The organism is Alteromonas sp. KS69 (assembly GCF_003989595.1).
Classification (GTDB): domain Bacteria; phylum Pseudomonadota; class Gammaproteobacteria; order Enterobacterales; family Alteromonadaceae; genus Alteromonas; species Alteromonas naphthalenivorans.
Window position 1 is genome coordinate 78,311 of record NZ_PYHU01000007.1, and the last position, 26,215, is coordinate 104,525.

Here is a 26,215-nt window from a genome sequence, read left to right on the forward strand (position 1 = left end):
CAGCGCAAGCTGCCTTTCTTGTCTGCGCACAACAACTTGGTATACTGCACGGCAGACGTTAATTATTAGAGCTAGTTGTGAAAATAGTCGCAAATACCGACACCGCATCTTCAACCCCTTCATCCGCCGATGCAATTGCCTTAAACGACAGGGCACTGAACTATGGTGATGGCGTTTTTACTACTATGTGCGTTAGCCAGGGGAAAGTAGAACTTCTGTCTTTTCATCTTGCTAGGCTCAATCATGATGCTAAAGCGTTAGCCATTTCCCTCGACATGACTGCACTTAGACAGGCAATTGATGTTTATGTCAGCGCACTTACCGAATCTCTTGAACACCTCAGCATTAAAAGAGTAATGAAGGTTCATGTGTCTTCAGGAGAGGGCGGTCGTGGGTACGCACGAGATAGCCAAGCTCCGGCCATTGTTCGGTTTTCCACCCATACGTATCCTGCGCATTATTCTGAACTTGCCGTTAGTGGTTTAACCCTAATAAACGCGAAAACACCTTTGGCCATACAGCCTTTGCTGGGTGGTATTAAACATATGAACCGGTTAGAGCAGGTATTGGTTAAGCGTGAAGTTGTTGAGGCGAATGCCGATGATGCCTTGGTGTTCGACACGCAAGGGCACCTTATTGAAGCCAGTGCGGGAAACGTATTTTTTCAAACCGATACTGGATGGCACACACCAAAGGTAAATAACTGCGGTGTAAATGGTGTTGTGCGCCAGTGCTTGTTAAGTACGTTGGAAAAAAATTCGGTAAACGAAAGCCTAACTAACGCTGATGTTATTGGCGACAACGCCTTAAACGTTTATGAAGGCGAATACACTCTGGCTGATATCGCTAATGCCACGGCAATGGTGATCACCAATGCCTTAATGGGCGTAATGCCAGTTAATAAAGTTGTGCTAAACGACGGAAAAACGAGTGATGAGTTAGCATTTAGTGCGTCTCATGAAGGGGCAAAGCGCCTTGCTAAGTTAGTATTAGATAAAATTCAGGACGATCATGCGAATAGTTATTAGCATTGGGATAATGCTAGCGCTTGTTGTGGGTGCAATTACCTTTGGTGTTTTATATGTAAATGGGCAAGCTTCATCGCCCATGTCGATTTCTCAACCGCAGCTTTATACGGTAGAAAAGGGCAGTAACGGATACAAGGTGGTAAGGGAGCTTCGGGCACGGGAGTTAATCGATAGCCCTGAATTAGCAACAAAACTTTGGCTCAAGTTTTTTGCTGCCAATACCCATGTAAAATCGGGTACATACCGCTTAACACCTGGGCTATCACTACGAGAAGTATTCGGTATATTAAGCCGTGGTGAAGAGCACTATTTTGCCGTGAGCTTGGTAGAAGGACTGACACTAAAAGAGTGGTTGGTTACGTTAAAGGCGAAAACTGAACTTATCAACGATGTATCGCTGGATCAGGTTGAAGAGACAATTAATATCACAAGCTCGGTAAATGAGGAAAAAGCGCCAATGCTATGGCTGAACGAAGCTAGCAGCGCCGAAGGCTTATTTTTAGCTGATACGTATTTCTTTACCGCTAACACTGCGGCCAGTAGCATTTTAAAACGCGCACACAAGGCCATGTTAGATTATGTCGAAACCCAGTGGCAGCAACGGCAAGAAGATTTGCCATTGAACTCACCGTACGACGCCCTAATATTGGCAAGTATTATTGAAAAAGAAACCGCAGTGAGTGCAGAACGAACCAAAATAGCGGGGGTATTTGTAAACCGACTGCGGAAAAATATGCGATTACAAACCGATCCCACTGTTATTTACGGTATTGGTGATACGTATGATGGTAATATTACCCGTAAGCACCTTCGTACGCCCACACCTTACAACACGTATACAATTAAAGGTTTGCCGCCCACGCCTATCGCGATGGCGGGTAAGGATGCCATTTGGGCCGCGTTAAACCCAATGGAAACCGATGCCTTGTATTTTGTGGCTAGAGGTGATGGTAGCCATGAATTTTCATCTTCGCTGGCAGCCCATAATGCAGCTGTGCGAAAATATCAGTTAAATCGAAAATAATAAGTCCAGCAACGAATAATTATGAACGGAAAGTTTATTGTAGTAGAGGGCCTTGAAGGGGCCGGAAAAAGTTCAGTGATTGGGCTTATCGTAAAGCATTTGCAAGAAGCACGTATTGCGGTTGAGCAAACACGCGAGCCTGGCGGTACGCCTATGGCCGAGGCGATACGCGAGTGTGTTAAACACGATTGGGACGAAACCGTAGCCGAAGAAACAGAATTACTGTTGATGTACGCCGCCCGGGTACAGTTATTAACTAACCGTATACTTCCGGCGTTAAATGCAGGGCAGTGGGTAGTAGGTGACAGGCATGATTTGTCTTCACAAGCCTATCAAGGCGGTGGCCGCGGCGTGAGTGCTGATACTATGACTGCCATTAGCAAAATAGCGCTTAACGGTTTTAAACCTAATTTGACCTTGTACTTGGACGTTGAGCCAGCCATAGGGCTAGAACGCGCTAGAGGCAGGGGAGAGCTAGATCGTATTGAACAAGCAGGTTTGGCCTTTTTTGAGCGCACCCGTGAACGGTATTTAAGCTTAGCAGCACAAGACGACAGTATTGTGGTGATTAATGCCATGCAAGCTATGGAAGATGTACATAAAGACGTGATAACCGCTGTGCAGGAGTACCTTTCTTAATGCAATCTGGGCAAATGCTTCCTTGGTTCACGGATACCTATAACGAATTGCTTGTACGCTATTTTAATAACAAGCTGCACCATGCGCTGCTATTCATTGGCGCTAAAGGTATTGGTAAAGCAAAATTGGTTGCTGGGCTGTCGGATACGCTGTTGTGCAAAAAGCCAACCCCTCAAGGTGCGTGCAATGCATGCCAAAGCTGCCATTTGCGTCTTGCTGGTAATCACCCCGATTTTTACGTGTTAGAAAGCGAAAAACAATTGGGCGTGGATAAAATTCGTGAAGGTATTGCCAAGTTAAGCGGCACGGCGCAAATGGGGGGTAATAAGGTATTGGTGATCCCCGTGGCCGATAGCATGACAGAAGCGGCGGCCAATGCACTCTTGAAAACGTTAGAAGAGCCCACCAATAATACTTACTTGCTGCTTATCACTGACAGCCTGAATCGAATAATGCCCACTATTTTGAGTAGATGTGAAAAACATTCACTTGGTCTGCCTGATGTGCAAAGTAGTTTGGACTATTTACAGCAACAAGGCGTACAAGATGCGAGTGAAGCGTTACTAGAAGCCTATGGTTATGCGCCACTTCGTTTAGAAGCAGCACTTAATAGCGAAAGCGATTTTAATTATCGTACCTTTACCGACGGTATGGGCGCACTACTTGCTAGTTCAGGAAGTCAGCAACTTTTAGCACTGGCTAATAAATGGCAAGGTGACGCTGTTCAGGTAGCAACATGGTGTCAACATATGGCGCATAAATCGTATGTAGAACGCCAGCAAGCGCAAGATTACGCACGTTATCGTGCTTGCGTAGACGCAGTAAAAACCTTACAGCACCCAGGGGTGAATAAGTCCATGGTGTTGGTAAGTATTTTGAAACAATTTCAGCGCTAGGCCAGGTTATTATTGGGTTAGCCGTAAAAAAGATAGGTATATTTTGTTCGTAGATTCACATTGTCATTTAGACAGATTAAAGCAATCGCCAGAAGCATTGGCAGAAACTCTTAACTTTGCTCGTACCCGCGGTGTAGAGCACTTTTTATGTGTGTGCGTATCGGTGACCGATTACGACAGCATGTTAGAAACCGTAAAGGACTTCGATGACGTTTCTGTCTCTTGTGGCGTACACCCCCTTCACCAAGAAGATGCATGTACTTATCAAGAGTTACTTGAAAAAGCGCAAGACGATGCGGTAGTGGCCATTGGTGAAACAGGCTTAGATTATTTTTATAGCCCTGAAAGCAAAACGGTTCAGCTAACGTCGTTTGTTGATCATATTAAAGTCGCTAACGAAACGAAAAAACCACTTATTATTCATACCCGTGATGCCCGTGACGACACCATTAATTTGCTGCGCGAACACAAAGCTAGCCATACAAAGGGTGTGCTGCATTGTTTTACCGAATCACTTGAAATGGCGCAGGCGGCCATTGAAATGGATTTCTATATCTCTATCTCAGGCATAGTCACCTTTAAATCCGCCAGTGAATTACAAGAAGTTGTAAAGGCGGTTCCCCTTGAGCGCTTATTAATTGAAACCGATTCGCCTTGGCTTGCACCAGTGCCTCACAGAGGTAAACAAAATCAGCCTGGCTATGTGGTAGAAGTTGCAGAATTCATTGCCGAATTAAAAGGTATTTCGGTGAAGGAATTAGCACGCATTACCACCGAAAACTTCTATACCTTGTTTTCGCTTGTCCAACGTAAAGCCGCTTAAGCGATCGGAGAATTTCAAAAATGCCGCAGTGGCGTACAGGGTTAACAAAAAGCTTACACGCTAGCAGAAGCATGCCTGAGAGCCGTTATTTTCAGTTGGCAACCGCTGATAAAGATGGCGTGCCGTATTGCAGAACCGTGGTGTACCGAGGCTTAAGTGATGACAACAAGCTGATTGTTATTTCAGATACCCGTACCGAAAAATACAACCAGTTGTCGCAACAAGCGAAAGCACAAGGTTGTTGGTATTTTTCGAAAACTCGTGAGCAGTATCGATTCAGTGTAAATGCGACTATTGTGACTGAAAACGAAGATAGGGCGTTAATAGAGGCGCATTGGGCAAAATTGTCTGATGCTGGTAAGAAGCAGTTTCTATGGGGCGACCCCGGTACGCCAAGAAACAACGGGTTGCCGCTTCAAATTGCAGGCGACTATTCTGTCGCTCCTGAACATTTTTGCGTTATTTTGTTAGATATTTTCAACGTGGACTATTTAAATTTACGCGGTAATCCACAGTATCGAGAGTTACATCGTCGTGACGAAATGGGTAACTGGGTAAGCCAGTCTATTGTCCCTTAATGCAACTCATTGAACGCTAGCAATTAAATAAAGAAACGCCAGCAAATTTGCTGGCGTTTGTGATTTTATCACTTAGCAGTATTCGCTTATTCGAAAATTTTCGAAATCGGCGTATCACCCTTAAACAGGTAAGTGGTTATGTTATCAGTGTTACTACGATTCACTGCTTCGACGATAGCCGTTGCCACATCTTCTCTAGGAATGACAGCATCATCTTGGTTGTCAGGCATATCGGTAGACACCAGATGTGTACCTGGCTCGTTTAACAGTGTGCCTGGGCGTAAAATGACATAAGGCACACCGCTATTCATTAGGTGCTCGTCAGCCATGTGTTTAGCGACTAAATAAGGCTTAATGCTAGAGCTTACTGCGTCTGGATCGCCAGCCCCTATTGAACTTACCATCACAAATTTAGGCGTATTAGCTGCCTTAGCGTAATTTGCTGCATTTCGCGCAGCCCAAAGGTCGATAAGAAGCGTTTTATCATCGCCCGAATTACCGCCGCTGCCGGCAACGAATACAACGCAGTCTGCACCTTCGAAATGTTCAGAGAAGTCTTTTTCAAGATCTTGCTCTTTAACCACAAGGTTTTCGTTTTCAACGTCGTTTAGCTTTTCGGGGCTTCGTACAGGCGCCACCACGTGGTGTCCTGCTTCAAGTAATTTTCCAGTAGCCTGTTTACCAATTTGGCCTGATGCGCCAATGACAAGTACCTTAGCCATAAATGTTACCTCCATGATTGAATATGGTTATTCATAAGCGTGGGAGGGGATTTCGATCACACCGTACGATGAGTTTCATCATGGTGCGCTAATTGACAAAAAGGCATTAATTGATTAACTAGGGAGCACGGTGGTTAGCATAGTTTGTAAAAATAGGGGCTTAAGCAGCAGGTTCACATAAGGCTATTTCACAACGGCATTGCGCCCATCAGCTTTACCTTTGTAGAGTTTTTTATCAGCAGCGTGTATGCATTGCTCTACACTATCGCTTTCACGAATGTCTGCAATTCCCGCGGTGATAGTCACATTCACATCATACCCTTCACAGTGAAAAGACGCTTTCTCTACCGATTTTCTTAATTTTTCGCCTACCCAATAGCATTCACGGACGTTAAGCTGGGGCAGTAGAATGAGAAACTCTTCGCCACCCCAACGACAAATAACGTCGGAATTTCTCAAATTCGTACGCAACAGTTCTGCCACCTTAACTAGTACAAGATCGCCTACATGGTGACCGTAAGTGTCGTTAATTTGTTTAAACCAATCGATATCCACGATAAGTAACGAAAAGGCTTGTGCATAACGCTCGTAACTGTCCCAAGCCTCGTGAGCTCGGCTGGTAAAGTAGCGCCTATTTTTCAGCCCGGTTAACGGGTCTTGGCTTGATATCAGCGTTAATTTTTCTACCACGTCTTCAAGATCTTTGGTTTTTTCTTCTACCATTTTTGCAAGCGCAACCGAGCGATTTTTAAGCGTTTGAATACGCCACCACACAAGTAGCGTTAAAAGCAGAAAAGCGGATGCAAAAATGGCACTTCGCCATACGGGTTTTTCCCACCATGGTGGAACAATACTGATTTGGAGCTTGGCCTCATTTGGGCTCCATACTTTTTCTTTGTTCATCGCTCGAATAGTAAGTGTGTAATTCCCGGGATCTAAATTGGTGTAGGTCACCCCGCGGCGGCGATGGTCCGTAAACCGCCACCTATTATCAAACCCTGATAATTTATAGGCATAACTCACCTCGTTTGCGCGAGTAAAATCGAGCGCGGCGAATTCGACAGAAAATGAGACATTGTCGGAATTGAGTACTAATTCATCCACATTGGTACTTGGGAAAAGGTTTTCAGCTCCTTTACTATGCTCATCAATAATTTCTATATGCGAGATATTGACCTTGGGCGACCAAGGCTGCTGTTTAATATCAGTGGGCTTGAAGCGAGTGAGTCCCTGTGGACTGCCCATAAATATAGTATCGTCACCGGTTTTTACGGCGGAGCCTATGTAGTAGCCAGATTCGATGACTCCATTTTGTGCCCCAAAATATGAAATCGACGATAGGGTAGAATCGATATGGGCGATGCCGACCGTTGTGGAGATCCAGAGCGCATTTTCTTGATCTTCAATAATTGCGCCAATTGAGAGGTTACTTAAGTAACTGTCTGCTTCTATCTGGGTAAACGACACGGTGGGCTCATCGTTATCCTCAACCACCATAAAATAGATACCGTTCGCCTGCGTGCCAACCCAATAGCCGCCACGAATAGACCGAGAAACCCACGTCACCACCGCGCCGTCAGGGAAATTCGTGCTATTTTCACCAATATTGCGAATTTCACCCGTAAATTTATTGGCAAAATATAAGCCCGATATGCTTGCCAGCCATGCACTTTCATTATCTTCAAATATGATACGAGTGGTGAGTGAGATTGGCCATTGTCGAATCACCCGGTTCTCGGAAGGGCGATACACAAAAACGCCATCGCTATAACCGCCATACCAAACGTCACCATCGGCATCCACGTTAAGGGTATAACCTGCCTTACCCTCCAATGCCACTAAATCCAATTTTTCAGTGGCGGTATTAAGTTTCGCTAGCCCCGCGCGAGTAGATAGCCAAACCGAGTCTGACGGTTTATCGTAATGCACGGTTAGTAGCTTGTTTGAAGATACCTGACCTTCAGACTTAATCTTCGAAGTATAGGGCCCGTTAACCTTGCCAGATTGATAATTGTAATGCCAAAGGTTGTCATGTGTAGCAAGCCATAAGGAACTATCTGTGTGGGTAGCAATGCCAGAAATATTATTACTAATAACAGCACTGGTTGAAAAGTTGGCCAGTACAGGGTGGTAAATAGAAAAACCATTATCGCGCGACCCCGCCACAACTGTGCCCGCGTCTGTTTGATATAGCGATGTAATGTAATTATTCGCGAGATTCGATCGAGAAACCGATAATGACACAATCTCTGATGCTTCTTTAGCGGGAATAATATCCACGCCGCTACTCGTAGCAACCCAAATATTACCATTACGCTGAAATAAAACATTCAGCACATCATTAGATGAAAGGCCGTTAATTTCATCAAAACAGGTAGACGCGGAAAAATCGTTGTTCGTGAATAAGGGGTACCGGCAAAGACCGTTAGCGCCGGTGCCAATCCACAAGCTTTCGTCAGCAGCGAGTGCCATCAACGTTAATTTTTTGCCCGCCAGTTGTTGAAGCTCTAAGGTATTAAACGCTGAATTAAGCTTGTATAACCCTGATGTAGAACTAAGCCAAACATGACTATTTCTATCAATAACGATGTCGGTGAGTGTACTGGTCACGTTCTCTAGAACAGCAATTTGAACCAGTTTATTTAAAAGCGTTGAAAAGCGATAAAGCGCACGGCCACTAATAACCCAAACGTTACCACTCTTATCGATTTTTATGCGTTTGATTGAGCCGGCTTTTATTTCGCTGGAAACCGAAATAGGGAAGTGTTCGAACGTTGCCGTTTCGATATGAAACTTGCTTACACCAGCAATAGAACCAATCCATAAGTATTCTTTGTCTAACGAAGATTCTATTTGAAAGGTAGTAACAGTGTTGAGCCCATCAGACTTATCTTTCTGCCATTTACCGAAATGCTTAAATTCGTTTCCATCAAACCTGTCGAGCCCCGACTGTGTCGCCAGCCAAATATAACCGTTTTTATCTTCCGCAATATCTAAAACCGATACCTGCGATAGGCCTTCTTCGATTGAAAAACTTTTAAACACGGGCATAGGAAAGTCTGCGGCACGAGATGTGGCCGCAAAGGAAAAAATAATAGGGAATAGCATAGTGGCGGTAACCAGAAATCTTACCACTACAAACTTCATAAATACGCTCGGGAAGAAGGAATCAAGCGTTACGATATACTAGGGTTAAGCTAGTAAAAATGGGACATAAGTATTAATTTTGCAAGTACAAGATATAAGTGCAGATAAAAAAGAACCCCGATTATCGAGGTTCTACTATTAAATCATTTAGTTGGCTAAAAATTACCAGCCACACTGACGGGTAGCATTTTGCTCATCTAACCAGGTTTTTAAGGGTGCAAAGTAGTCAGCAATGGTACTTGCATCCATTTCAGGTGAACCAGTAAGGGTTTCTAACGCATTTTGCCATGGCTGGCTCATGCCCATTTCAAGCATGGCGTTTAGTGCTGTACCCGCTTCTTCACTGTTGTAAATAGAGCAGCGATTAAGTGGACCTTCATCACCTGCAATATCACATAACGCTTTATGGAATTGAAATTGCAAAATATGTGCTAAGAAATAGCGCGTGTAGGGCACGTTAGCAGGAACATGATATTTAGCGCCTGGGTCAAACGCATCAGCAGGTCTGTCTATCGGTGCTTTTACGCCTTGGTATTTTTCTCTTAATTCCCACCAAAGTGTATTGTATTGCTCAGGTGAAACTTCACCAGCCATTACTTTCCAGCGCCATTGATCGACCATCAAACCAAATGGAATAAAGGCAATTTTATCTAGCGCTACCTGCATTAGCATGCCTATGTCGTTAGATGCATCTGGAATCTCGTCAATCAAACCAATTTCTTTAAGGTACTTAGGGGTAATCGACAAGGCAATGGTGTCGCCAATCGCTTCATGGAAGCCATCGTTAGCTGAACCGCGATACAGCAAAGGCTGGTCTTTGTAAGCGCGCTGATAATAGTTGTGACCCAGTTCATGATGAATAACGTTGAACTCTTCCCCCGTTTTTTGGATACACATCTTAATACGCAAATCGTCTTTATCGTCTAGGTCCCATGCTGAAGCGTGACACTGTACGTCCCGACCTTCAGGTTTTTGGAACATAGAACGTTCCCAAAACGTATCAGGCAGCGGCGCAAAGCCCAGTGAAGAAAAGAAAGATTCAGCCTGTTTCACCATCTTTATTTCATCATAGCCCTGCGCAACAAGTGATGAGGTAACGTCGGGTACTGACATTTCTTGTTCAGGTTTCACGATATCGTAAACATTGCCCCAGGTTTGCGCCCACATATTGCCCAACAAGTGCGCTGGAATAGGTTGGTCTTGCGGAACCAATTCTTCACCATAATGCTCACCTAACTTAGCACGAACGTGACAGTGTAACGATTCATAGAAAGGCGCAACTTGCCCCCACAATCTATCAAGCTCTTTCGGAAAATCGTCGGCTGGCATATCGTATTTACCGCGCCATAGTTCGCTAACGTTTTGAAAGCCTAATTCAGCAGCGCCTTCGTTGGCCAAATTGACCTGTTGTTCATAAAGCGGCTTCATAGGTACTGACACTTCACGCCAACCTTTCCAGTACTCTAGTAAGGTGTCGGCATCGCGAATAGTCGCCATTTCACTACTCATTTCTACCAAGCTTTTACAGGTGCCATCTTCCATGCAGTACTGGCCAGAACCATACATTGCACTAAGCTCAGAACCAATTTTAGCAAGTTGCTCTGCTTTCGCCGGATCTGACGGAGGTGGCATGGTAAGCCCGTTTTTGAGCAAATTGAGTTGACGACGGGTATCTTCATCTACTTCAACATCGTTAAATTTAGCCGCTTCTTTAGCTAATACCGCTACTTTGGTAGACAGCACTTCATTAAAATAGGCACTTACCGCGGCGGTATCAAAATTGATGTTAGTGGCGTAACTCCACTCGGCATGTGCGGCTGGCACCTGCATTTTACTAATGTCGTTTTGCGCATTAATAAGGAATTCTTGCGCATCTTGCGCGGTAGGGGCCGCAGGTGTGGTTTCAGTTTTGGTAGTAGCTTCACCGCAACCTATTAGCGTAATGCTAACGAGTGCTGCGACGATAGTGCGTTTAGTTGAAAACATAAGTTTGCTCTTGTCGTTGTTGTTTTTATGTATTGGGAAGTACATATATTTTAGCGTTATATTTTGGAGTGGCTTGTGGGTTTTGTAAAATAAAATTAATACTGGAAGCAATATATAGCTTAACGTGAGGCCGGTTAAGGCAATGTCTATCTCTCGAGAGGCAGCCTTATGAACAAACCGCTAATGAAAAAATTTCATCGGTACTAATTTCATCGGTACTAATTTCATCGGTACTAATTTCATCGGTACTATATGGTAAGTATCAAGCCTATATTGTATTCAATGAATACCTTACTTCATGTACGCAAAGTCGTATAAAAGAGAATGTTATGGATAAATACAAAAATAAATCAAGGCTTAAAGAGTCTACGGATGGCTTAGATTTCGTTAGAATGCAAACAGAAGTTGGTTTAATTGATTCAATGTTAAGGTCTAAGACGCTTACCGCAATTGTTGTTGTGAGTATTTTACTTTTCACTGGCTTCTTTTATTTTCTGTTTAAAATTGCTATCTCAGGGATTTAAATGAATTTTGATGTCAGCTTTAGATTGCTAAAGCTTAATAAATTGCAAGCTCACACATTAGAAAGAGAAGTTCCACGCTCATCTTTCAAGTATGTTGATAGTAAAAGTTGTTACGTTGGAGTGATCCCACTAACCGAAGATATCTTCGACCCTTTAATGATTTTTTTCGAGCGCCAACAAATTAATATTGCAGATTGTGATATTTTTCTATCGGTATTTAGTGGCAAAGATACTGACATTATTGATGTGCCTTCCTCGGTCAACAAGATGCTAAAGCATATCAACTGTAAATTAGTGTTTTCTTACACGGCAGCAGGTAATGATTGATTAACCCGTTCGGCGCCCAAGATTGGCCGCAACGATCCGTGTCACTGCGGTAGTGACCTTAAATTTAAGAAGTGCTGCGGTAAAAACTAACTCAGCATTTTTCGATTGTTAACAGAGCCGAGTGTGCGACTATGAGTAAATGGAAGTTTAAGTATAGCCCTCAACGCCCCACAACACCTATCAGCTACTGGGTTCATAAATGTGTGGGAGAGGACGGCACTTACCGAGCAACGAGGTCGGAGTTTGGGGCCAAATAACCATTGGCTTAGTCGTTTTCCTGCCCGTTTGAAATCGTGGAAAAAACGAGAGACTATTATTTTGGCAGTAAAAAAAGCGCAAAAAGAAATAGAATCTTCGGGAATAAGCTTCTAACGATGCCGTTATGTTCAGCATCATTAGTGCTATTGTAAGTGAATTAATGGCATGTCGTGGTTCATAAGGTTTAATGATGAGATGGATTTTGTTGGGGCTATGCGTCGTTGTACTACTTGGCTTTGTTATACCAGAACCGCGAACTATTCCCGTAGATAACGCCAGTCCCGCTGATTGGAACAAAGACACTTTTTGGTATGAACCCTGGGGCACTTCAGGGGTCCACAAAGGTATCGATATCTTTGCTCAAAAGGGCACGTCGGTGCTGTCATCCACGCATCAACTTATTATCTATCAAGGTCAAAAGCCAAAAGGTGGCAATATCATACTTGCCTTAGGGCCTAAGTGGCGGCTGCATTATTATGCACATCTTGATTCAATAGAAATTGACGGTATTACCCTTGTTTCCAAGGGGACCAAAATCGGTACGGTTGGTTCAACAGGCAATGCCCAAGGTAAAGCGCCTCATCTGCATTATAGTATTGTTTCGTTATTTCCTTATTTTTGGTTGGCTGATGAATCGACTCAAGGTGCTAAGAAGGCGTATTATTTAAATCCAATATCGTACCTAAGCGCAGCTGATTGATTGAAAATGGAGATATAAATGAGTAGTACAGGCCTCTCAGATACTGGCGCTGAATATAAAACAGCATACGAAGAAGAGCATGTGTATGCAGGTTTTGGGATTAGATTTGGCGCATCAATTATTGATACATTACTTTTATTAGCGATTACTTTCCCACTACTGCATCTAATTTATGGCAAGGGATATTGGACCGCTGGGGACTCTGTTGTAGGTATAGTTGATGTCTTAATTAGCTACGTTCTACCGTTAATTGCCACAATATTATTTTGGGTATATAAATCGGCCACCCCAGGCAAAATGGTGCTTAAAGTAAAAGTCGTTGATGCTAAAACGGGAAGTGCGCCCACAATACGCCAGTCTGTAATTCGCTATATAGGGTATTACGTTTCTCTATTACCCCTAGGCTTAGGCTTTCTATGGGTTTTATGGGATACCAAAAAGCAAGGATGGCATGACAAAATGGCTGGCACTGTTGTTATTCGACCTAAAAATAAAGGTGTTGAACCGGTCAGTTTCGATGAAACTTGAGCAAAAAATCCCGCCCGTAGCCGTCTTTTTACTGTCAGCCTTTTTTATGGTGGTGACGACTAAAGTCGCCCGGAATGTGAGTGTTGAATATCAATACAAGTTTGAGACGCTAATTCTATTTCTATTGTTGGGTGTTGGAATAGCGGTTATAGGTGTCGTTTCGTTCAAAAAACACAAAACCTCGGTACATCCTATCAAAACCGAACGTGTTGTTAGCTTGGTGACTTCAGGTGTGTATCAGTACAGTAGGAACCCCATGTATCTAGGTATGTTGTTGTGTTTGGTGGGTATTGGGCTTTACACGGCCAACCCAGTTAATGTTGTCTTTATTCTGCTTTTTGTGTGGTACATGAATAAGTACCAGATAATACCCGAAGAGGCATTTCTAACGGATAAATTTGGCGCCAGCTATACAGAATATAGGAAAACGGTTCGAAGATGGCTGTAAGCAAATTCGGCGTACTTATCACTCTTATCTTTTGCACCGCCTTAATAGCAGCGGCTTTTCTCAATTTATTACCTGTAGAAGTGGTATACCTTTACATTACTATCAGCACGATAACGTTTGCCATGTATGCGTTTGATAAGTCGGCCGCTCGCAAAGGAAAATGGCGTGTACCAGAAACTCGTCTTCATCTTTTAAGTTTACTTGGTGGTTGGCCTGGGGCGTATCTTGCCCAACGAAGATTAAGGCACAAGTCGGCTAAAGTTTCATTTAAGCGAGTTTATTGGGCTACGGTGACGCTAAATTCCTTTGCGTTTATTTGGCTTTTTAGCGAACAAGGTCAACATTTCATCAATGCTATTTTGAGGTAAATAACGTGCCCTTTTCTTGTGGGCATTGAGCGGGTAAGATTAAAAGTTAACCACGGACTAAAACTAAAAAAATAAAGGAATATGTTGTGTTCAGATCGGTCATTACGATTGCAGTATTTTTACTTATTTTGGTGCCTTCACACTCGTACTCAAAAGTACGTGGGGAAACTACGCACCTAAATATTCATTCTGAAATACTCGATGAAGAGCGTGAGTTGTTCATACACTTACCCAATAATTATCACCGGCCGAATAAGCTACATTATCCCGTACTTTATTTACTTGATGGTCAACGAAATTTCAGCCATGCAGTAGGTACTCTAGACTTGCTCAATCAATCGAATATGGCGCAAGAAATGATAGTAGTTGGTATCGCAAATACCCATCGCACAAGAGACTTCACCCCAACCTATGATGAGAATTATAACGAGTGGGGTATATCAGGTGGTGCCGATAACTTCCTAGATTTTATCGAGAAAGAGCTCGTGCCATACATTAACGAAAACTATCGCGCCAACAACTACAAAGTAATATCAGGGCATTCGTTAGGTGGGCTATTGTCGGTGTATGCCTTACAGTCTAGACCCCATTTGTTCCAAGCTCACTTTGCCTTCAGCCCAAGTTTATGGTGGCAAGAACAGATTATCTTTGACGACGCCGAAACCTTCTTTTCCGATACTTCTGAATTGAACATTTATTTGTATATCAATATGGGCAGCGAAGGCGGCAATATGCTGAGCGCTTACCAGCGCTACAACGAATTGCTAAACACACATAAGCGAAAAGGTTTTAGTTACAACACAGATTTAGATACCTCAGAAAGCCACAATACCACCGCGCTTGCTGGGCATTCGTTGGCTTACCAAAATCTTTACACGTCGCTGCAGCCATCAAAAGAAGTGTTAAGTGGCGGGATACCAGCAATTAAACAGTTTTATAAAGCACAGTCTGAAATGTACGGTTATGACATTAAGCCCAGTTATCGCGCCATTAACAGTGTGGGATACAAAGCATTATCTGAAAAAGAGTATTCATCGGCTATTGCGATATTTCAAAGCAATGTCGACAGCTACCCTTATAAAGCGGATGCCTACGACAGCTTAGCAGATGGGTTTGAAGCTAGTGGAGATTTACAAAAAGCACTAGAAATGAGAGCGCTCGCGATAAAGAAAAGCACGGCTGAAAATGTTGAAAACGGCGCTTATAAAACCCGTCATGCGAATCTACTCAAAAAAATTCAGGACAAAAAGCTTTAGTACTTTCTCTTTACGCGCGTTGAACATAATTTATAAAGGAAAACGTTGTGGTAGTAATCTATGGAATTGATAAGCACTTAAACCCAATTAAAAGCCAGTTGTCTGATGTGATCCACCGTTGTATGCAATCTGTTTTGGGTATGCCGGAAGACAAACGCGCTCATCGCTTTATTCCGCTTGCCAATGAAGACTTTTTCTATCCTGATGGCAGAACAGATAGCTATACCGTTATTGAAATTAACTTGATGAAAGGGCGCAAGCCCGACACCCAAAAAGCACTGATTAAAGGGCTTTTTGAAGCAATCGAGTCTCAATTGGGTATTAGCACGGTAGACGTTGAGATAACGATTAAAGAACAAGAAAAATACCAATGGGGTTTTCGTGGTATTACCGGCGATGAAGCGTCAGATTTAAAATACAACGTTGATGTGTAAACTAGGCCTGCGCTCATACTTACACAAAGCCACATTATGGCTATCTCGTGCCTTATATAGTAATAAATATAAATTTTAGGTAATTTGAAGTATTACGATTAACGCCTTAAACGATAAATACCATTCAATTTCGTAACCTTTCAATAGCAGTAAAAAAGGATTGTCGATGACAACAAGAATATTAAAAACCATGTCTGGGGCAATGTTACTCACAGCACTCTTTTCACTCGCAGCATGCAGTGCAATAGTCAGTAACAACACAGGTAAACAAGCTCAATCTAGCAGTTTAATGGATTTCCTTTACCCTGATGAAGAAAGCCGGGTTAAGCACCAGCCTGAAATTCCCACGCTACAATTACCGGTAAAGGTTGGGCTCGCATTTGTTCCTTCAAGCAATTGGCGCCGAGATGGCCTGCATGGTAAAGATCAAGTAGAGCTTCTAGAAAATGTTAAGCAGTCTTTCCTTCAATACGAGTATATCGATCGCATTGAAATCATTCCTAGTGAGTACTTAAGCGGGGGAGAAGGTTTTTCAACGTTAGAGCAAGTAGGAAGGTTATATGATGTTGATGTAATGGCGTTAGTGTCTTACGACCAAGTTACTCAGTCACTCGAAAATAACGCGGCGTTACTGTATTGGACCATTGTAGGAATGTACGTTATTCCAGGGAATGAAAACACGGTTCAGACCTTTGTGGATACTGCAGTTTTCGATATCAAAAGTAAAAAGATGCTGTTCAGAGCGCCAGGGGTAAGTAAGCTTGAGAAGCGTACCACCGCTGTAGGTATTGACGATACGTTGGCCGAAAAATCTTTAGAAGGGTTTGGTATAGCCGTTGACGATATGTCTACAAACTTAGATGCTGAACTTGCTCGATTTAAAACCAGAGTAAAAGAAGAAAAGATTGCGAAAGTAGAACATAGAGAAGGCTACAGTGGCGGCTCACTTCAGGTTTTTTGCTTACTGTTTATGGGCGTCATGTTATTTAGAAAAATGACTTTGCGGTAACACACTGCCAAGGAGTGCAGATTGAACGTCACCAAGCAACATATTAAAGACGCAGTAAGCGCCAATATTCTTTCATCAGAGCAGTCTGAACAGTTGATCGCGTTTTTGAATCAGCAAACGAGTACCACTGCCAAGTTCGATTTCACCCATGTGTTGTATTATCTTGGTGGCTTAATTGCCATTGGCGCAATGACACTGTTTATGAACCTTGGCTGGGTATCGTTTGGCGGAATCGGTATTGTTTTCATCAGCTTATTCTATGCAGCTGTGGGAATTAAGTTAGCTAACGTTTTTAAGATGAAAGGATTTTTTGTGCCGGCGGGCCTATGCGCTACCTTTGTTGTTGTGCTAACCCCGTTGGCAGTTTTTGGTGTTCAGCAGGCTTTAGGCGTTTGGCCTGACGATACCGTTTACCGCGACTATCACAGGTACATTCATTGGCACTGGTTGTATATGGAGCTAAGTACGTTGGCGGTGGGTGTTGTCATTGCTTGGAAGTATAAATATCCATTTTTAGTCATGCCTATTGCGGTTACGCTATGGTATTTAACCATGGATGTCTCGGTGATGTTGTCAGACGGGGAATACAGCTGGGAACTAAGAACAATAGTTTCTATGTACACAGGTCTTCTTATGATAGCGCTCGGGTTTTGGGTAGATGTACGTACAGCAAACAAAGCCGACTATGCATTTTGGATATACTTATTTGGCGTTATTGCGTTTTGGGGAGGGTTATCTTCTCAACATTCTGACAGCGAGCTTTCGAAATTCTTCTACTTTCTCATTAATTTCGTGATGATATTTATCGGCGTACTCTTAATTAGAAGAGTGTTTGTCGTATTCGGGGCTATTGGGTGTACAGGATACGTAGGCTATTTGGCAGCAGAAGTGTTCGCAGATAGCTGGTTTTTCCCTATTGCGTTAACGTTTTTGGGGTTGTTTGTGATTTACCTAGGTATAAAATGGCAAAAGAACGACGCGGCTATTACCGCGAAAACACGTAAAATCTTGCCCAAGGCAGTGCAAACACTGTTGGATTCTAAACATCTCTAGATTAGCCCGTGTTAAATGCACAAGCTGATACTCGATGAGGAACCTGTTCATAAATTAGCGTGTTTTTAAATTAGCGGTAAATAGGCCAGCCAAAGATTTGGCTGGCATCTATGCACTTTGTGGTTGGTTAATACTTTCTTCGTTTTAACCCTGTCTCCGCCAATATTTTCGCTGAAATTTCTTCTATTGAATATTTGGTACTGTTTAAGAACGGAATTTTTTCTTTTCGGTACAAGTTCTCAACTTCTCGTAGCTCCATTCTGCATTGCTGTAATGACGCATAGCGGCTATTTGCTTTTCGCTCAGAGCGAATTTGATGTAGTCGTTCTGGCTGAATAGTGAGCCCAAAAAGTTTGTCTTTGTAGCGGCGAAGCGCCGTAGGCAATTTAAGCATGTCGCCCATGTCATCTTCGGTAAAGGGGTAGTTTGCCGCCTTAATACCAAACTGCAGGGCTAAGTATAAGCTGGTGGGCGTTTTACCCGAGCGCGAGACGCCTACTAAAATAATGTCGGCTTCGTCGTAATCTTTCAGGTTAGAACCGTCATCGTTGGCTAAGGCATAGTTAACCGCCTCAATACGAATGTCATAGGTGGTTTCGTGAATGCTGTGAGTGCGATGTTTTTCTGGTTTTGAGGGCACACCAAGCACTTTTTCCAGCGGCGCCACGAATTGATCGAGGAAATTGTAGTTAATACCTACCGATTTTGAAATTATCTTGCGAACATCTACATTCACAATTGTATAAAAAACGAGCGGCCTTTCTCCTGTGTCTTGAAAACTTTCAGATATTTTGTCCAAAACCTTGTTGGCTTCTTCCTCAGTTTCAACAAAAGGAATGGTATTGTGATTGAATTCAACAGGGAACAAAGACAGCAGGGCGTGGCCAAACACCTCTGCTGTAATGGCGGTACCATCTGAAATATAAAAAGCTGTGCGCACAACAAATCCTTAACATTGTCGTAATTTTATTACAAAAGTAATAAAGAGTTTACTTTCCGATTTCCCCCATTCTAAGATGATTTCGTCGAAAAGCTATATGGTTATTAATGATGACTTGATGTAACGCAAGCCTGCTTTACTTGGTACTCGTTAATATTAATAAGCATTAAGCGCGTTTGGATATACGCAGTCGACACGTATTTTACCAATGTTGGGCATGTGGCCCGCCATTGCTTATACCCTACTCAAAAATAAGCTGGAGGCTTCGGCAGTGAAAGAATTCGTACTTTGGTATCAAGAACTGGGCATGCATGATGTAGGTCGCGTAGGCGGCAAAAATGCATCTTTAGGCGAGATGATTTCTAACCTAGCTAACGCCGGTGTACAAGTACCGGGAGGTTTCGCCACAACTGCAGAGGCTTTTAATGAATTTCTAGAGCAAAGTGGTCTAGAGGCAAAGATTCATAACGTATTAGATACACTCGACGTTGAAGATATTGGTGCGCTTAACGAAGCGGGCAAAGATATTCGTCAATGGATCATCGACACGCCGTTTCAACCTGAGCTAGAAGAAGCAATTAAAGAAGCGTTTGTTAAATTGCAGGGTGATGCAGGCGACGAAGCATCGTTTGCAGTTCGTTCATCAGCTACCGCAGAAGACATGCCAGATGCGTCGTTTGCCGGTCAGCAAGAAACTTTCCTAAACGTGAAAGGTTACGAGTCTGTATTGGTAGCCATTAAACACGTATTCGCCTCGCTATTTAACGACCGTGCTATTTCGTATCGTGTACACCAAGGTTACGACCATAAAGGCGTAGCATTGTCTGCTGGTATTCAGCGCATGGTTCGAAGCGATATTTCATCGTCGGGCGTGATGTTCACTATCGACACAGAGTCGGGCTTTGAGGACGTAGTATTTATTACGAGTTCATACGGCTTGGGTGAAATGGTTGTGCAGGGTGCGGTAAACCCAGATGAATTTTACGTACACAAACCAACCCTTGATAAAGGGCTTCCAGCCATTGTTCGCCGTAACCTAGGCAGCAAGCTAGTTAAAATGATTTACTCAGACGATGAGGCGCATGGAAAGCAAGTGTCTATCGTTGATATCGACAGCACTGAGAGTAAAGCGTTCTCACTGAACGACGAAGAAGTGATGGAGCTAGCAAAGCAGGCGCAAATCATTGAAAAGCACTACGATCGCCCTATGGATATCGAATGGGCCAAAGATGGCGTAGACGGCAAGTTATATATTGTTCAGGCACGCCCTGAAACGGTTCGCAGCCGTGAAGATTCTCAAAGTATTGAGCGTTTCCAACTTAAAGGTCAAAGTAATATCGTATGTGAAGGCCGTGCTATTGGTCATAAAATTGGTGCAGGCGTAGCGAAAGTACTTGGCTCTATTGAAGAGATGGACAAGATTCAAGCTGGCGATGTACTGGTTACCGACATGACAGACCCAGATTGGGAACCTATCATGAAAAAGGCGTCTGCCATTGTCACTAACCGAGGCGGTCGTACATGTCACGCAGCGATTATTGCTCGTGAGCTTGGTATTCCAGCGGTAGTAGGGTGTGGTAACGCCACTGACAGCATCGAGAACGGCGATAAAATTACCGTGTCTTGTGCAGAAGGTGATACAGGTTATATCTATGGTGCAGAGCTAGAGTTTGACGTAGTGACCTCACGTATCGACTCTATGCCTGACTTACCACTAAAAGTAATGATGAACGTGGGTAACCCAGACCGCGCCTTTGATTTTGCGCGTTTGCCTAATGCTGGTGTTGGCCTTGCTCGCTTAGAGTTTATTATTAACCGGATGATTGGTGTGCATCCTAAAGCGCTCCTTAATTTCGACAGCCAGCCTGCTGAGCTTAAAGAAGAAATTAGCGATATGATTGCCGGTTACGACTCGCCAACTGAGTTCTACATCGAAAAATTGGTTGAAGGTATTTCTACCATTGGTGCGGCGTTCTCACCAGAAAAAGTCATTGTTCGTATGTCTGACTTTAAGTCTAACGAATACTACAACTTAGTGGGCGGTTACCAGTACGAGCCAGATGAAGAAAACCCAATGCTTGGTTTCCGTGGTGCGAGCCGTTATATCTCGGAAGATTTCCGCGACTGTTTTGCTTTAGAGTGTGAAGCAATTAAACGGGTTCGTAATAACATGGGCTTAACCAACGTTGAGATCATGATCCCCTTCGTACGTACACTAGAAGAAGGCCGAAAGGTTATCGAACTGCTAGAAGAGCAGGGGCTTAAGAAAGGCGAAGATGGTTTACGCGTTATAATGATGTGTGAGCTACCTTCAAACGCATTACTTGCCGATCAGTTCTTAGATATTTTCGATGGCTTCTCGATTGGTTCGAACGATCTAACTCAGTTAACTCTTGGGCTAGACCGCGACAGTGGCGTTATTGCTCACTTGTTTGACGAACGAGACCCAGCAGTGAAAGCCTTGCTATCAATGGCTATTCAAGCGGCGAAGAAACGTGGTAAATACGTTGGTATTTGTGGCCAAGGCCCATCAGATCACGAAGACTTTGCAGCCTGGTTGGTAGAAGAAGGTATCGATTCAGTATCGCTTAACCCAGATACCGTCGTTGAAACTTGGTTATACCTTGCTGAAAAGCATGGCTAGCTAGAGATTTTAAATAGCGACGTTAACTAGCTTACAGGCAGTTTACACATACCGGGTAAACTGCCAAATAAGCCAATCTAGCAGAAGCGCTATTTATAAAAGCCTCAACATTAAAAAGCCGCATAGATTTTTCAATCTAAGCGGCTTTTTCTAAGCACTTTTATCACACTGTCAGCGTAACGCAGCCTTAAGCTTTTAACTGGTTTCCAATAGGTAACTGCCTAATGCGCTTGCCACACGCCGCAAAAATAGCGTTACATAAGGCTGGGGCATAAACCGGTGTGGCTGGTTCACCCACGCCTGCTGGTGGTGCATCACTGGGTATAATCTCAACGTCAATTTCTAACGGCGCATCACTCATACGCGGTACGCGGTAGTCATGAAAATTACTTTGTTGAGCACGGCCTTTATCAAAGGTAATACCCTCACTAATGGCGGCAGTAATACCAAAGACAGAGCCACCTTGTACCTGATTTTTCACGGTGTCGGTGTTTACCACAGTACCCGCATCAATGCTGGCCCACGATTTGATAATTTTGAGATCGCCTGCATCTGACACTTCTACTTCCACCACAGTAGCTACATAGGTTAAGAAGCTTCTATGGGCTGCAATACCAAGCCCTCGGCCTTTTGGTAGTGCTCGACCCCAGCCACTCATATCTGCCACTTTCTCGATGGCTTTGCGTAGGCGACCAATATCGAGTGGATAGGCATCTTTGTCGGCACCGTAGTTACCGTACTCTGCATTTTGTTCAGTTACATCGATAATACGATCGGGACCAATGGTTTCAAGTAGGTAGTCTTTTTGATCGCGACCCGCTTTGTGTGCCGCTTCACCAATGAAGGACTGAATAGCGAATGCATGAAAGATATTAGACACCGAACGCATCCACCCTATACGCGCTTTTGCAGGTGCTTCACCACTTTCAAGTTTAATATTAGGGGTATTGATTGGGTTATCAGTAAAGCCTAGGCCAAGTTCAAAGCTAAACGGCGCGGTAGCATCTTGTTGGAAGGTAGACGCAATAGGTGAAAAAGCCGTACGGTGCAAGTAAGCATTAATACCGCCATTTTCATCTAAAGAAGCTTCAATGTGCTGAGCTGACACTGCATGGTAAAAACCATGCTGAATGTCGTCTTCACGTGTCCACTGCACGCGAATAGGCTTACCTGTTTTCATTGAAAGGTAGGCCGCTTCAGCAGAAAAGTCGGGCTTAGACTTACGCCCAAAACCACCGCCTAGCATGGTGACGTGCACGTTAATTTTCTCTTTTGGCATACCAATCATGGCACCCACGGTTTCCATATCGGCTTGAGGGTTCTGCGTGGCAGCCCACACATCAACGCGGTCTTTATAATACATTGCCGTGGCGCAAGGTGGCTCCATTGGCGCTTGCGCTAAGTGCGGCACATAATAATCGGCAACCAGTTTGTCACTTGCACTGGCGAGCACATTGGCTGCATCACCTTCTGCGCGTACCGACTTTTGTGGTTTCGATACTGTTTCTAGCAAGCTTGCTTTAAAGGCCGCAGAATTATAATCACCATTTTTACCGTCATTCCAGCTTACTGTAAGAGCACGACGTCCTTTTATGGCAGCCCAGGTATTGTTAGCAATAATGGCGATGCCGCCTTTAGGTTGAAACTGTGGTGCGCCTTTCGCCGCCGGAATTTCCACAACATCTACAACGCCATCAATGGCTTTAACTGCTTTTGCATCAAAGCTTTTTACTTTTCCGCCAACAACAGGTGGGCGAACTACCACGGCAACTAAGGCTTTTGGCTCAAGTACGTCAGCCGCAAAAGTCGCTTTGCCAGTTACAATGTCTTTTAGGTCGATATGCGCCATGGCGGTATTAATGTAACGCCACTCGCTGCGCGCTTTTAATGTAATGCGATCTAATTCTGGCGGAGTAATTTTTAATGCATCATTTACCAGTTCTGCATAGGTAAGAGTTTTACCCGAGGTATGGGTGACCACATGTTGCACTGCACTGCATGAGTCGAAAGGCACATCCCAACGTGTGGCCGCGGCTTGCTGCATAAGGTGGCGCACGCTTGCGCCCATTTCACGAAGACGCTGCATGTTATAACGAATACTGCGTGAACCATCGGTATTTTGATCGCCGTATTTCGGATCACCTTTACCTTGGATAACCACGACTTTGTCCCACGAGGCTTCCATCTCATCGGCCACAATTTGCGCCAATGCGGTACGAATTTGTTGGCCCATTTCAGAGCGGTGACATGTAATCTCAACAACGCCATCAGGGCGAAGTGCTACAAACAAGTTAGCCATTTTGGCTGACTCAGAGGGTTTTGCTAGTACGCCTGCCATAGCGCGGGGCGCCGCTCCCATGAAGTAAGTGCCTAACACGAGTGCGCCAGCGGTAGCCGATGACTTTAAAAAGCTGCGACGAGTTAAATCAAAATACTTGCTCATGCTTCTTCTCCCGCAGACTCAGGCACATAATACTCCACACCGGCCATGGTTTTGGCCGCTGACTTTATGGCTTTGTGAATACGGGGATAAGTACCGCAGCGGCAGATATTGCCAGACATACCTTGCACAATTTCTTCATCGCTTGGGGTAGGGTTACTCGCTAATAAACTGGCCGCTTGCATCATTTGGCCGCACTGACAGTAACCGCATTGAGGTACCTTATGTTCAACCCATGCTTGTTGAACGGGATGTTCACCGTCTTTACTTAACCCTTCAATGGTCGTTATTTTGCTGCCTGAAACAGCAGAAACAGGCAGTACGCAAGAGCGCTGTGCTACGCCATTAATGTGTACTGTGCAAGCACCACATTGTGCCATGCCGCAGCCAAATTTAGGGCCAGTTAGATGTAATTCGTCACGTAAGTACCACAGTACGGGAGTGGTAGGATCGCCCGCAAATTCACGTGTTTCACCGTTAACGGTAAACGTAATCATGGTCTTGTCTCCATTGTCGTAAGTGTCGATGGTCAGTCGAATATCTCACGTTGCCTGTTTGAATAAATGAAAGGTTTTTTGATTTTATAAGGTGTTATATAACGCGTCGTTGGTTTTTATACGCGTTACGAATTTAGCGTATAAAATAACATGACGATGGAGGTTATACTGAAACTTCAGATTAATGGTTTACGATGTGCGATGACAGGGGGATAAACGTGTAAATTACGTAGTAATGAGTTAGCGAAATTTACGCATTAACAATACGCGGTCTATTTTTCTAGCGCTTGACGTCATCATGTTCTGGCTTATTTTTAGCCATCCTCGTGCACGAGGCCAATCGTAGCTTAGTAATACTAAACCACCTATCACCAACAGAATCGACCCTGGCAAAAGGGTTAACACAATCCCGCCGATAAATAGAATGCCACCAAGGGTTAACCGAACAATTTTCATGATAATTTTTCCACGCAATTAAATGCTAGTTACTGAATTTTAGCTATTAACGGCAAGCCATCGAATCTAATCGCTTAGCCCTAACGTTCGAATTAAAGCAATCGAACTCAGGTAATGAAAGATAACTAAACTCATTGTGGTTCAAAATCGAATAGTTGCCAACCACAAAAGTGTAAACAAGTGTATAGCGGAGTTTTTAAAGCTCAGTTAGTTTTTAAACGAGGCCTAGCATGGCCAAAGCCCCAAAACCGATGGCGGTAACAGGTAACGACACCAATGTGCTTAGGGCAATAATACTTGCAGCCAAGCGGTGATCGCCACCTAAGTTCCTTACCATCACATAACTGGCTGCGGCTGTCGGCGCGATAGACAGCAATAATACTATGCCTAGCTCCATGCCTCTGAAACCAAAAAAATAGGCAATACCTACCAGTAAGGCGGGGTAAACAATGCACTTACTAACTGTGGCTAATGCGATGTTGTACCAGTCGCTAGAAAATGAGCGGAACTGCAGCGATGCGCCGGTACAAATAAGTGCTAAGGGAAGGGTAAGCTGGGCAAAGTATTCCCCGGTTTTTAAGGCAACCTCGGGCAACGACCATTGAAAATAAGAAAACGGTAAAGCTGCAACAATCGAAATAATAAGCGGATTTCGAGCAATACCTTTAATTTGATTCATTGGCGCCGTAAAACCCACCTGATAGAAGTTAAGTACAAATACTGACATAACATTGTACAAAATAGTAATGCAGCCCATATAAACGGATGCGGCTGCTAAACCTTCTTGTCCGTAAGTATTCGCGCAATATGCTAAGCCAATAATGCCCATATTGGCCCTAAAACCGCCTTGCACTACTACCCCGCGTGCATTTTGTGGGTTCACGGTGCAATGCACCAATAGCATTAATACCGCGCACATTAATACCGAACCACTTATTCCAATAGTGATAAGGGTAAAATTAGCAGCATTAGAAAAATTCGACTGACTAATAGATAAAAAAAGCAGCGCTGGTAAGGCAACATTAAATACGAGTTTTGAACCCGACTCGATAAAGGCTTCGTTTAACCAACGGATGCGAAAAAATACCCAACCCATTAAAAGAAGGATTAAAACGGGCACTAAGGTACTGGTGATAAATGAAAGCATGGGAGTTAATCGATGAAAGCACTAAATTCAGGAGATGGGCAATACAGTACCAAACTTAAACGAGATTGCGGCATTAGTTTGAAAATATAATTTCAGTACTTTCATAGCGGGTTTTAGACATTCCAATGGCACTTGTAACTTTGCATAACTATCATTCAGTTCAGTACAAACAACAAATCCAATAGCTCAAAATGATGTCGACACTAATTCCCTAGGTCCCCAGCCCTTTGGCCCTTATTTGGAATTTCTATGAGAACGCTATATTTAAAATTTGTTGTAACGCATTTTGTTTTAAGCGCCATTATGTTTTGTGTTTGGTACTTGGTTGCAGGTATAGAGAATG

At 43.7% G+C, this 26,215-nt stretch carries 26 protein-coding genes and 1 pseudogene; 19 read left to right on the forward strand and 8 right to left on the reverse strand.

Annotation, left to right across the window (positions count from 1 at the left end):
• Positions 1–77: 77 nt before the first annotated feature.
• Genes pabC through C7Y69_RS06630 form a run of 6 tightly spaced genes read left to right on the forward strand, consistent with a single transcriptional unit; the run spans position 78 to position 4,988 of the window.
• Entirely contained in the window at positions 78–1,028 is a 951-nt protein-coding gene (gene pabC / locus C7Y69_RS06605) for an aminodeoxychorismate lyase (protein ID WP_013784455.1), read from the forward strand.
• Positions 1,012–2,052 carry an endolytic transglycosylase MltG gene (mltG, locus tag C7Y69_RS06610; RefSeq protein WP_041452546.1) on the forward strand — a complete coding sequence of 347 codons (1,041 nt, stop codon included), beginning with the start codon at positions 1,012–1,014 and terminating at the stop codon, positions 2,050–2,052. Before pabC ends, mltG begins: the two co-directional genes overlap by 17 nt.
• Positions 2,053–2,073: 21 nt before the next feature.
• On the forward strand, positions 2,074–2,691 hold the full coding sequence (gene tmk / locus C7Y69_RS06615; protein ID WP_013784453.1) for a dTMP kinase: 618 nt from the start codon (positions 2,074–2,076) through the stop codon (positions 2,689–2,691).
• Positions 2,691–3,587 (forward strand): DNA polymerase III subunit, encoded by an 897-nt coding sequence (locus C7Y69_RS06620; protein ID WP_013784452.1) that lies wholly within the window; start codon positions 2,691–2,693, stop codon positions 3,585–3,587. The genes tmk and C7Y69_RS06620 overlap by 1 nt, the downstream gene beginning before the upstream one ends.
• Positions 3,588–3,630: 43 nt before the next feature.
• Positions 3,631–4,410, forward strand: a complete 780-nt coding sequence (locus C7Y69_RS06625) for a TatD family hydrolase (protein WP_126872189.1) — start codon at positions 3,631–3,633, stop codon at positions 4,408–4,410.
• A 20-nt stretch (positions 4,411–4,430) separates the two neighbouring features.
• Positions 4,431–4,988 carry a pyridoxamine 5'-phosphate oxidase family protein gene (locus C7Y69_RS06630; RefSeq protein ID WP_013784450.1) on the forward strand — a complete coding sequence of 186 codons (558 nt, stop codon included), beginning with the start codon at positions 4,431–4,433 and terminating at the stop codon, positions 4,986–4,988.
• A gap of 86 nt (positions 4,989–5,074) precedes the next feature.
• Here the strand turns inward: C7Y69_RS06630 and C7Y69_RS06635 are convergent, their stop codons facing one another.
• The 3 genes from C7Y69_RS06635 to C7Y69_RS06645 form a co-directional block, all read right to left on the reverse strand.
• Positions 5,075–5,710: an SDR family oxidoreductase gene (locus tag C7Y69_RS06635; protein ID WP_126872190.1), complete on the reverse strand. Its 636-nt coding sequence runs from the start codon at positions 5,708–5,710 to the stop codon at positions 5,075–5,077.
• Positions 5,711–5,893: 183 nt separating this feature from the next.
• Positions 5,894–8,857 (reverse strand): ligand-binding sensor domain-containing diguanylate cyclase, encoded by a 2,964-nt coding sequence (locus C7Y69_RS06640; protein ID WP_126872191.1) that lies wholly within the window; start codon positions 8,855–8,857, stop codon positions 5,894–5,896.
• Between the two features lie 162 nt (positions 8,858–9,019).
• A complete protein-coding gene (locus C7Y69_RS06645) occupies positions 9,020–10,843 on the reverse strand; it encodes a M2 family metallopeptidase (protein ID WP_013784447.1) in 1,824 nt (607 codons plus the stop codon).
• A gap of 193 nt (positions 10,844–11,036) precedes the next feature.
• On the opposite strand from C7Y69_RS06645, the pseudogene C7Y69_RS22045 reads away from it, so the two are divergent.
• The 12 genes and pseudogenes from C7Y69_RS22045 to C7Y69_RS06705 all read left to right on the forward strand — a co-directional run.
• Positions 11,037–11,102, forward strand: a pseudogene (locus tag C7Y69_RS22045) (pentapeptide repeat-containing protein); the annotation flags it as partial.
• Positions 11,103–11,172: 70 nt separating this feature from the next.
• Entirely contained in the window at positions 11,173–11,367 is a 195-nt protein-coding gene (locus tag C7Y69_RS06655; RefSeq protein ID WP_013784446.1) for a hypothetical protein, read from the forward strand.
• Positions 11,368–11,694 (forward strand): hypothetical protein, encoded by a 327-nt coding sequence (locus C7Y69_RS06660; RefSeq protein WP_013784445.1) that lies wholly within the window; start codon positions 11,368–11,370, stop codon positions 11,692–11,694.
• A 21-nt stretch (positions 11,695–11,715) separates the two neighbouring features.
• A complete protein-coding gene (locus C7Y69_RS22050) occupies positions 11,716–11,784 on the forward strand; it encodes an SEC-C metal-binding domain-containing protein (RefSeq protein ID WP_083820188.1) in 69 nt (22 codons plus the stop codon).
• Positions 11,785–12,142: 358 nt separating this feature from the next.
• Positions 12,143–12,652 carry a M23 family metallopeptidase gene (locus C7Y69_RS06670; RefSeq protein WP_013784444.1) on the forward strand — a complete coding sequence of 170 codons (510 nt, stop codon included), beginning with the start codon at positions 12,143–12,145 and terminating at the stop codon, positions 12,650–12,652.
• Between the two features lie 18 nt (positions 12,653–12,670).
• Complete coding sequence (locus C7Y69_RS06675) at positions 12,671–13,180, forward strand: RDD family protein (RefSeq protein WP_013784443.1); 510 nt, start codon at positions 12,671–12,673, stop codon at positions 13,178–13,180.
• Positions 13,170–13,628, forward strand: a complete 459-nt coding sequence (locus C7Y69_RS06680) for a methyltransferase family protein (RefSeq protein ID WP_013784442.1) — start codon at positions 13,170–13,172, stop codon at positions 13,626–13,628. Before C7Y69_RS06675 ends, C7Y69_RS06680 begins: the two co-directional genes overlap by 11 nt.
• The gene (locus C7Y69_RS06685) at positions 13,619–13,996 is read left to right on the forward strand and encodes a DUF1294 domain-containing protein (protein WP_013784441.1); all 378 of its coding nucleotides are present in this window, start codon (positions 13,619–13,621) and stop codon (positions 13,994–13,996) included. Before C7Y69_RS06680 ends, C7Y69_RS06685 begins: the two co-directional genes overlap by 10 nt.
• Positions 13,997–14,082: 86 nt before the next feature.
• Entirely contained in the window at positions 14,083–15,252 is a 1,170-nt protein-coding gene (locus tag C7Y69_RS06690; RefSeq protein ID WP_013784440.1) for an alpha/beta hydrolase-fold protein, read from the forward strand.
• A 47-nt stretch (positions 15,253–15,299) separates the two neighbouring features.
• On the forward strand, positions 15,300–15,686 hold the full coding sequence (locus tag C7Y69_RS06695; protein ID WP_013784439.1) for a tautomerase family protein: 387 nt from the start codon (positions 15,300–15,302) through the stop codon (positions 15,684–15,686).
• A 166-nt stretch (positions 15,687–15,852) separates the two neighbouring features.
• Positions 15,853–16,695: a rhombotarget lipoprotein gene (rhlP, locus tag C7Y69_RS06700; protein ID WP_013784437.1), complete on the forward strand. Its 843-nt coding sequence runs from the start codon at positions 15,853–15,855 to the stop codon at positions 16,693–16,695.
• A gap of 21 nt (positions 16,696–16,716) precedes the next feature.
• Positions 16,717–17,748 (forward strand): DUF2157 domain-containing protein, encoded by a 1,032-nt coding sequence (locus tag C7Y69_RS06705; protein WP_126872194.1) that lies wholly within the window; start codon positions 16,717–16,719, stop codon positions 17,746–17,748.
• A gap of 127 nt (positions 17,749–17,875) precedes the next feature.
• Here the strand turns inward: C7Y69_RS06705 and C7Y69_RS06710 are convergent, their stop codons facing one another.
• A complete protein-coding gene (locus C7Y69_RS06710; RefSeq protein ID WP_063458448.1) occupies positions 17,876–18,688 on the reverse strand; it encodes a pyruvate, water dikinase regulatory protein in 813 nt (270 codons plus the stop codon).
• 271 nt (positions 18,689–18,959) lie between these two features.
• Here C7Y69_RS06710 and ppsA point away from each other — a divergent pair, with 271 nt between their 5' ends.
• Positions 18,960–21,332, forward strand: a complete 2,373-nt coding sequence (ppsA, locus tag C7Y69_RS06715; RefSeq protein WP_126872254.1) for a phosphoenolpyruvate synthase — start codon at positions 18,960–18,962, stop codon at positions 21,330–21,332.
• Positions 21,333–21,519: 187 nt separating this feature from the next.
• Here the strand turns inward: ppsA and C7Y69_RS06720 are convergent, their stop codons facing one another.
• From C7Y69_RS06720 to C7Y69_RS06735, 4 genes are all read right to left on the reverse strand, one after another.
• Complete coding sequence (locus C7Y69_RS06720) at positions 21,520–23,775, reverse strand: xanthine dehydrogenase family protein molybdopterin-binding subunit (protein ID WP_126872195.1); 2,256 nt, start codon at positions 23,773–23,775, stop codon at positions 21,520–21,522.
• Positions 23,772–24,269: a (2Fe-2S)-binding protein gene (locus C7Y69_RS06725; protein WP_126872196.1), complete on the reverse strand. Its 498-nt coding sequence runs from the start codon at positions 24,267–24,269 to the stop codon at positions 23,772–23,774. The genes C7Y69_RS06720 and C7Y69_RS06725 overlap by 4 nt, the downstream gene beginning before the upstream one ends.
• Before the next feature lie 240 nt (positions 24,270–24,509).
• A complete protein-coding gene (locus C7Y69_RS06730) occupies positions 24,510–24,725 on the reverse strand; it encodes a tellurium resistance protein TerC (protein WP_126872197.1) in 216 nt (71 codons plus the stop codon).
• Between the two features lie 214 nt (positions 24,726–24,939).
• Positions 24,940–25,872, reverse strand: a complete 933-nt coding sequence (locus C7Y69_RS06735) for an AEC family transporter (RefSeq protein WP_126872198.1) — start codon at positions 25,870–25,872, stop codon at positions 24,940–24,942.
• Positions 25,873–26,215 lie beyond the last annotated feature (343 nt).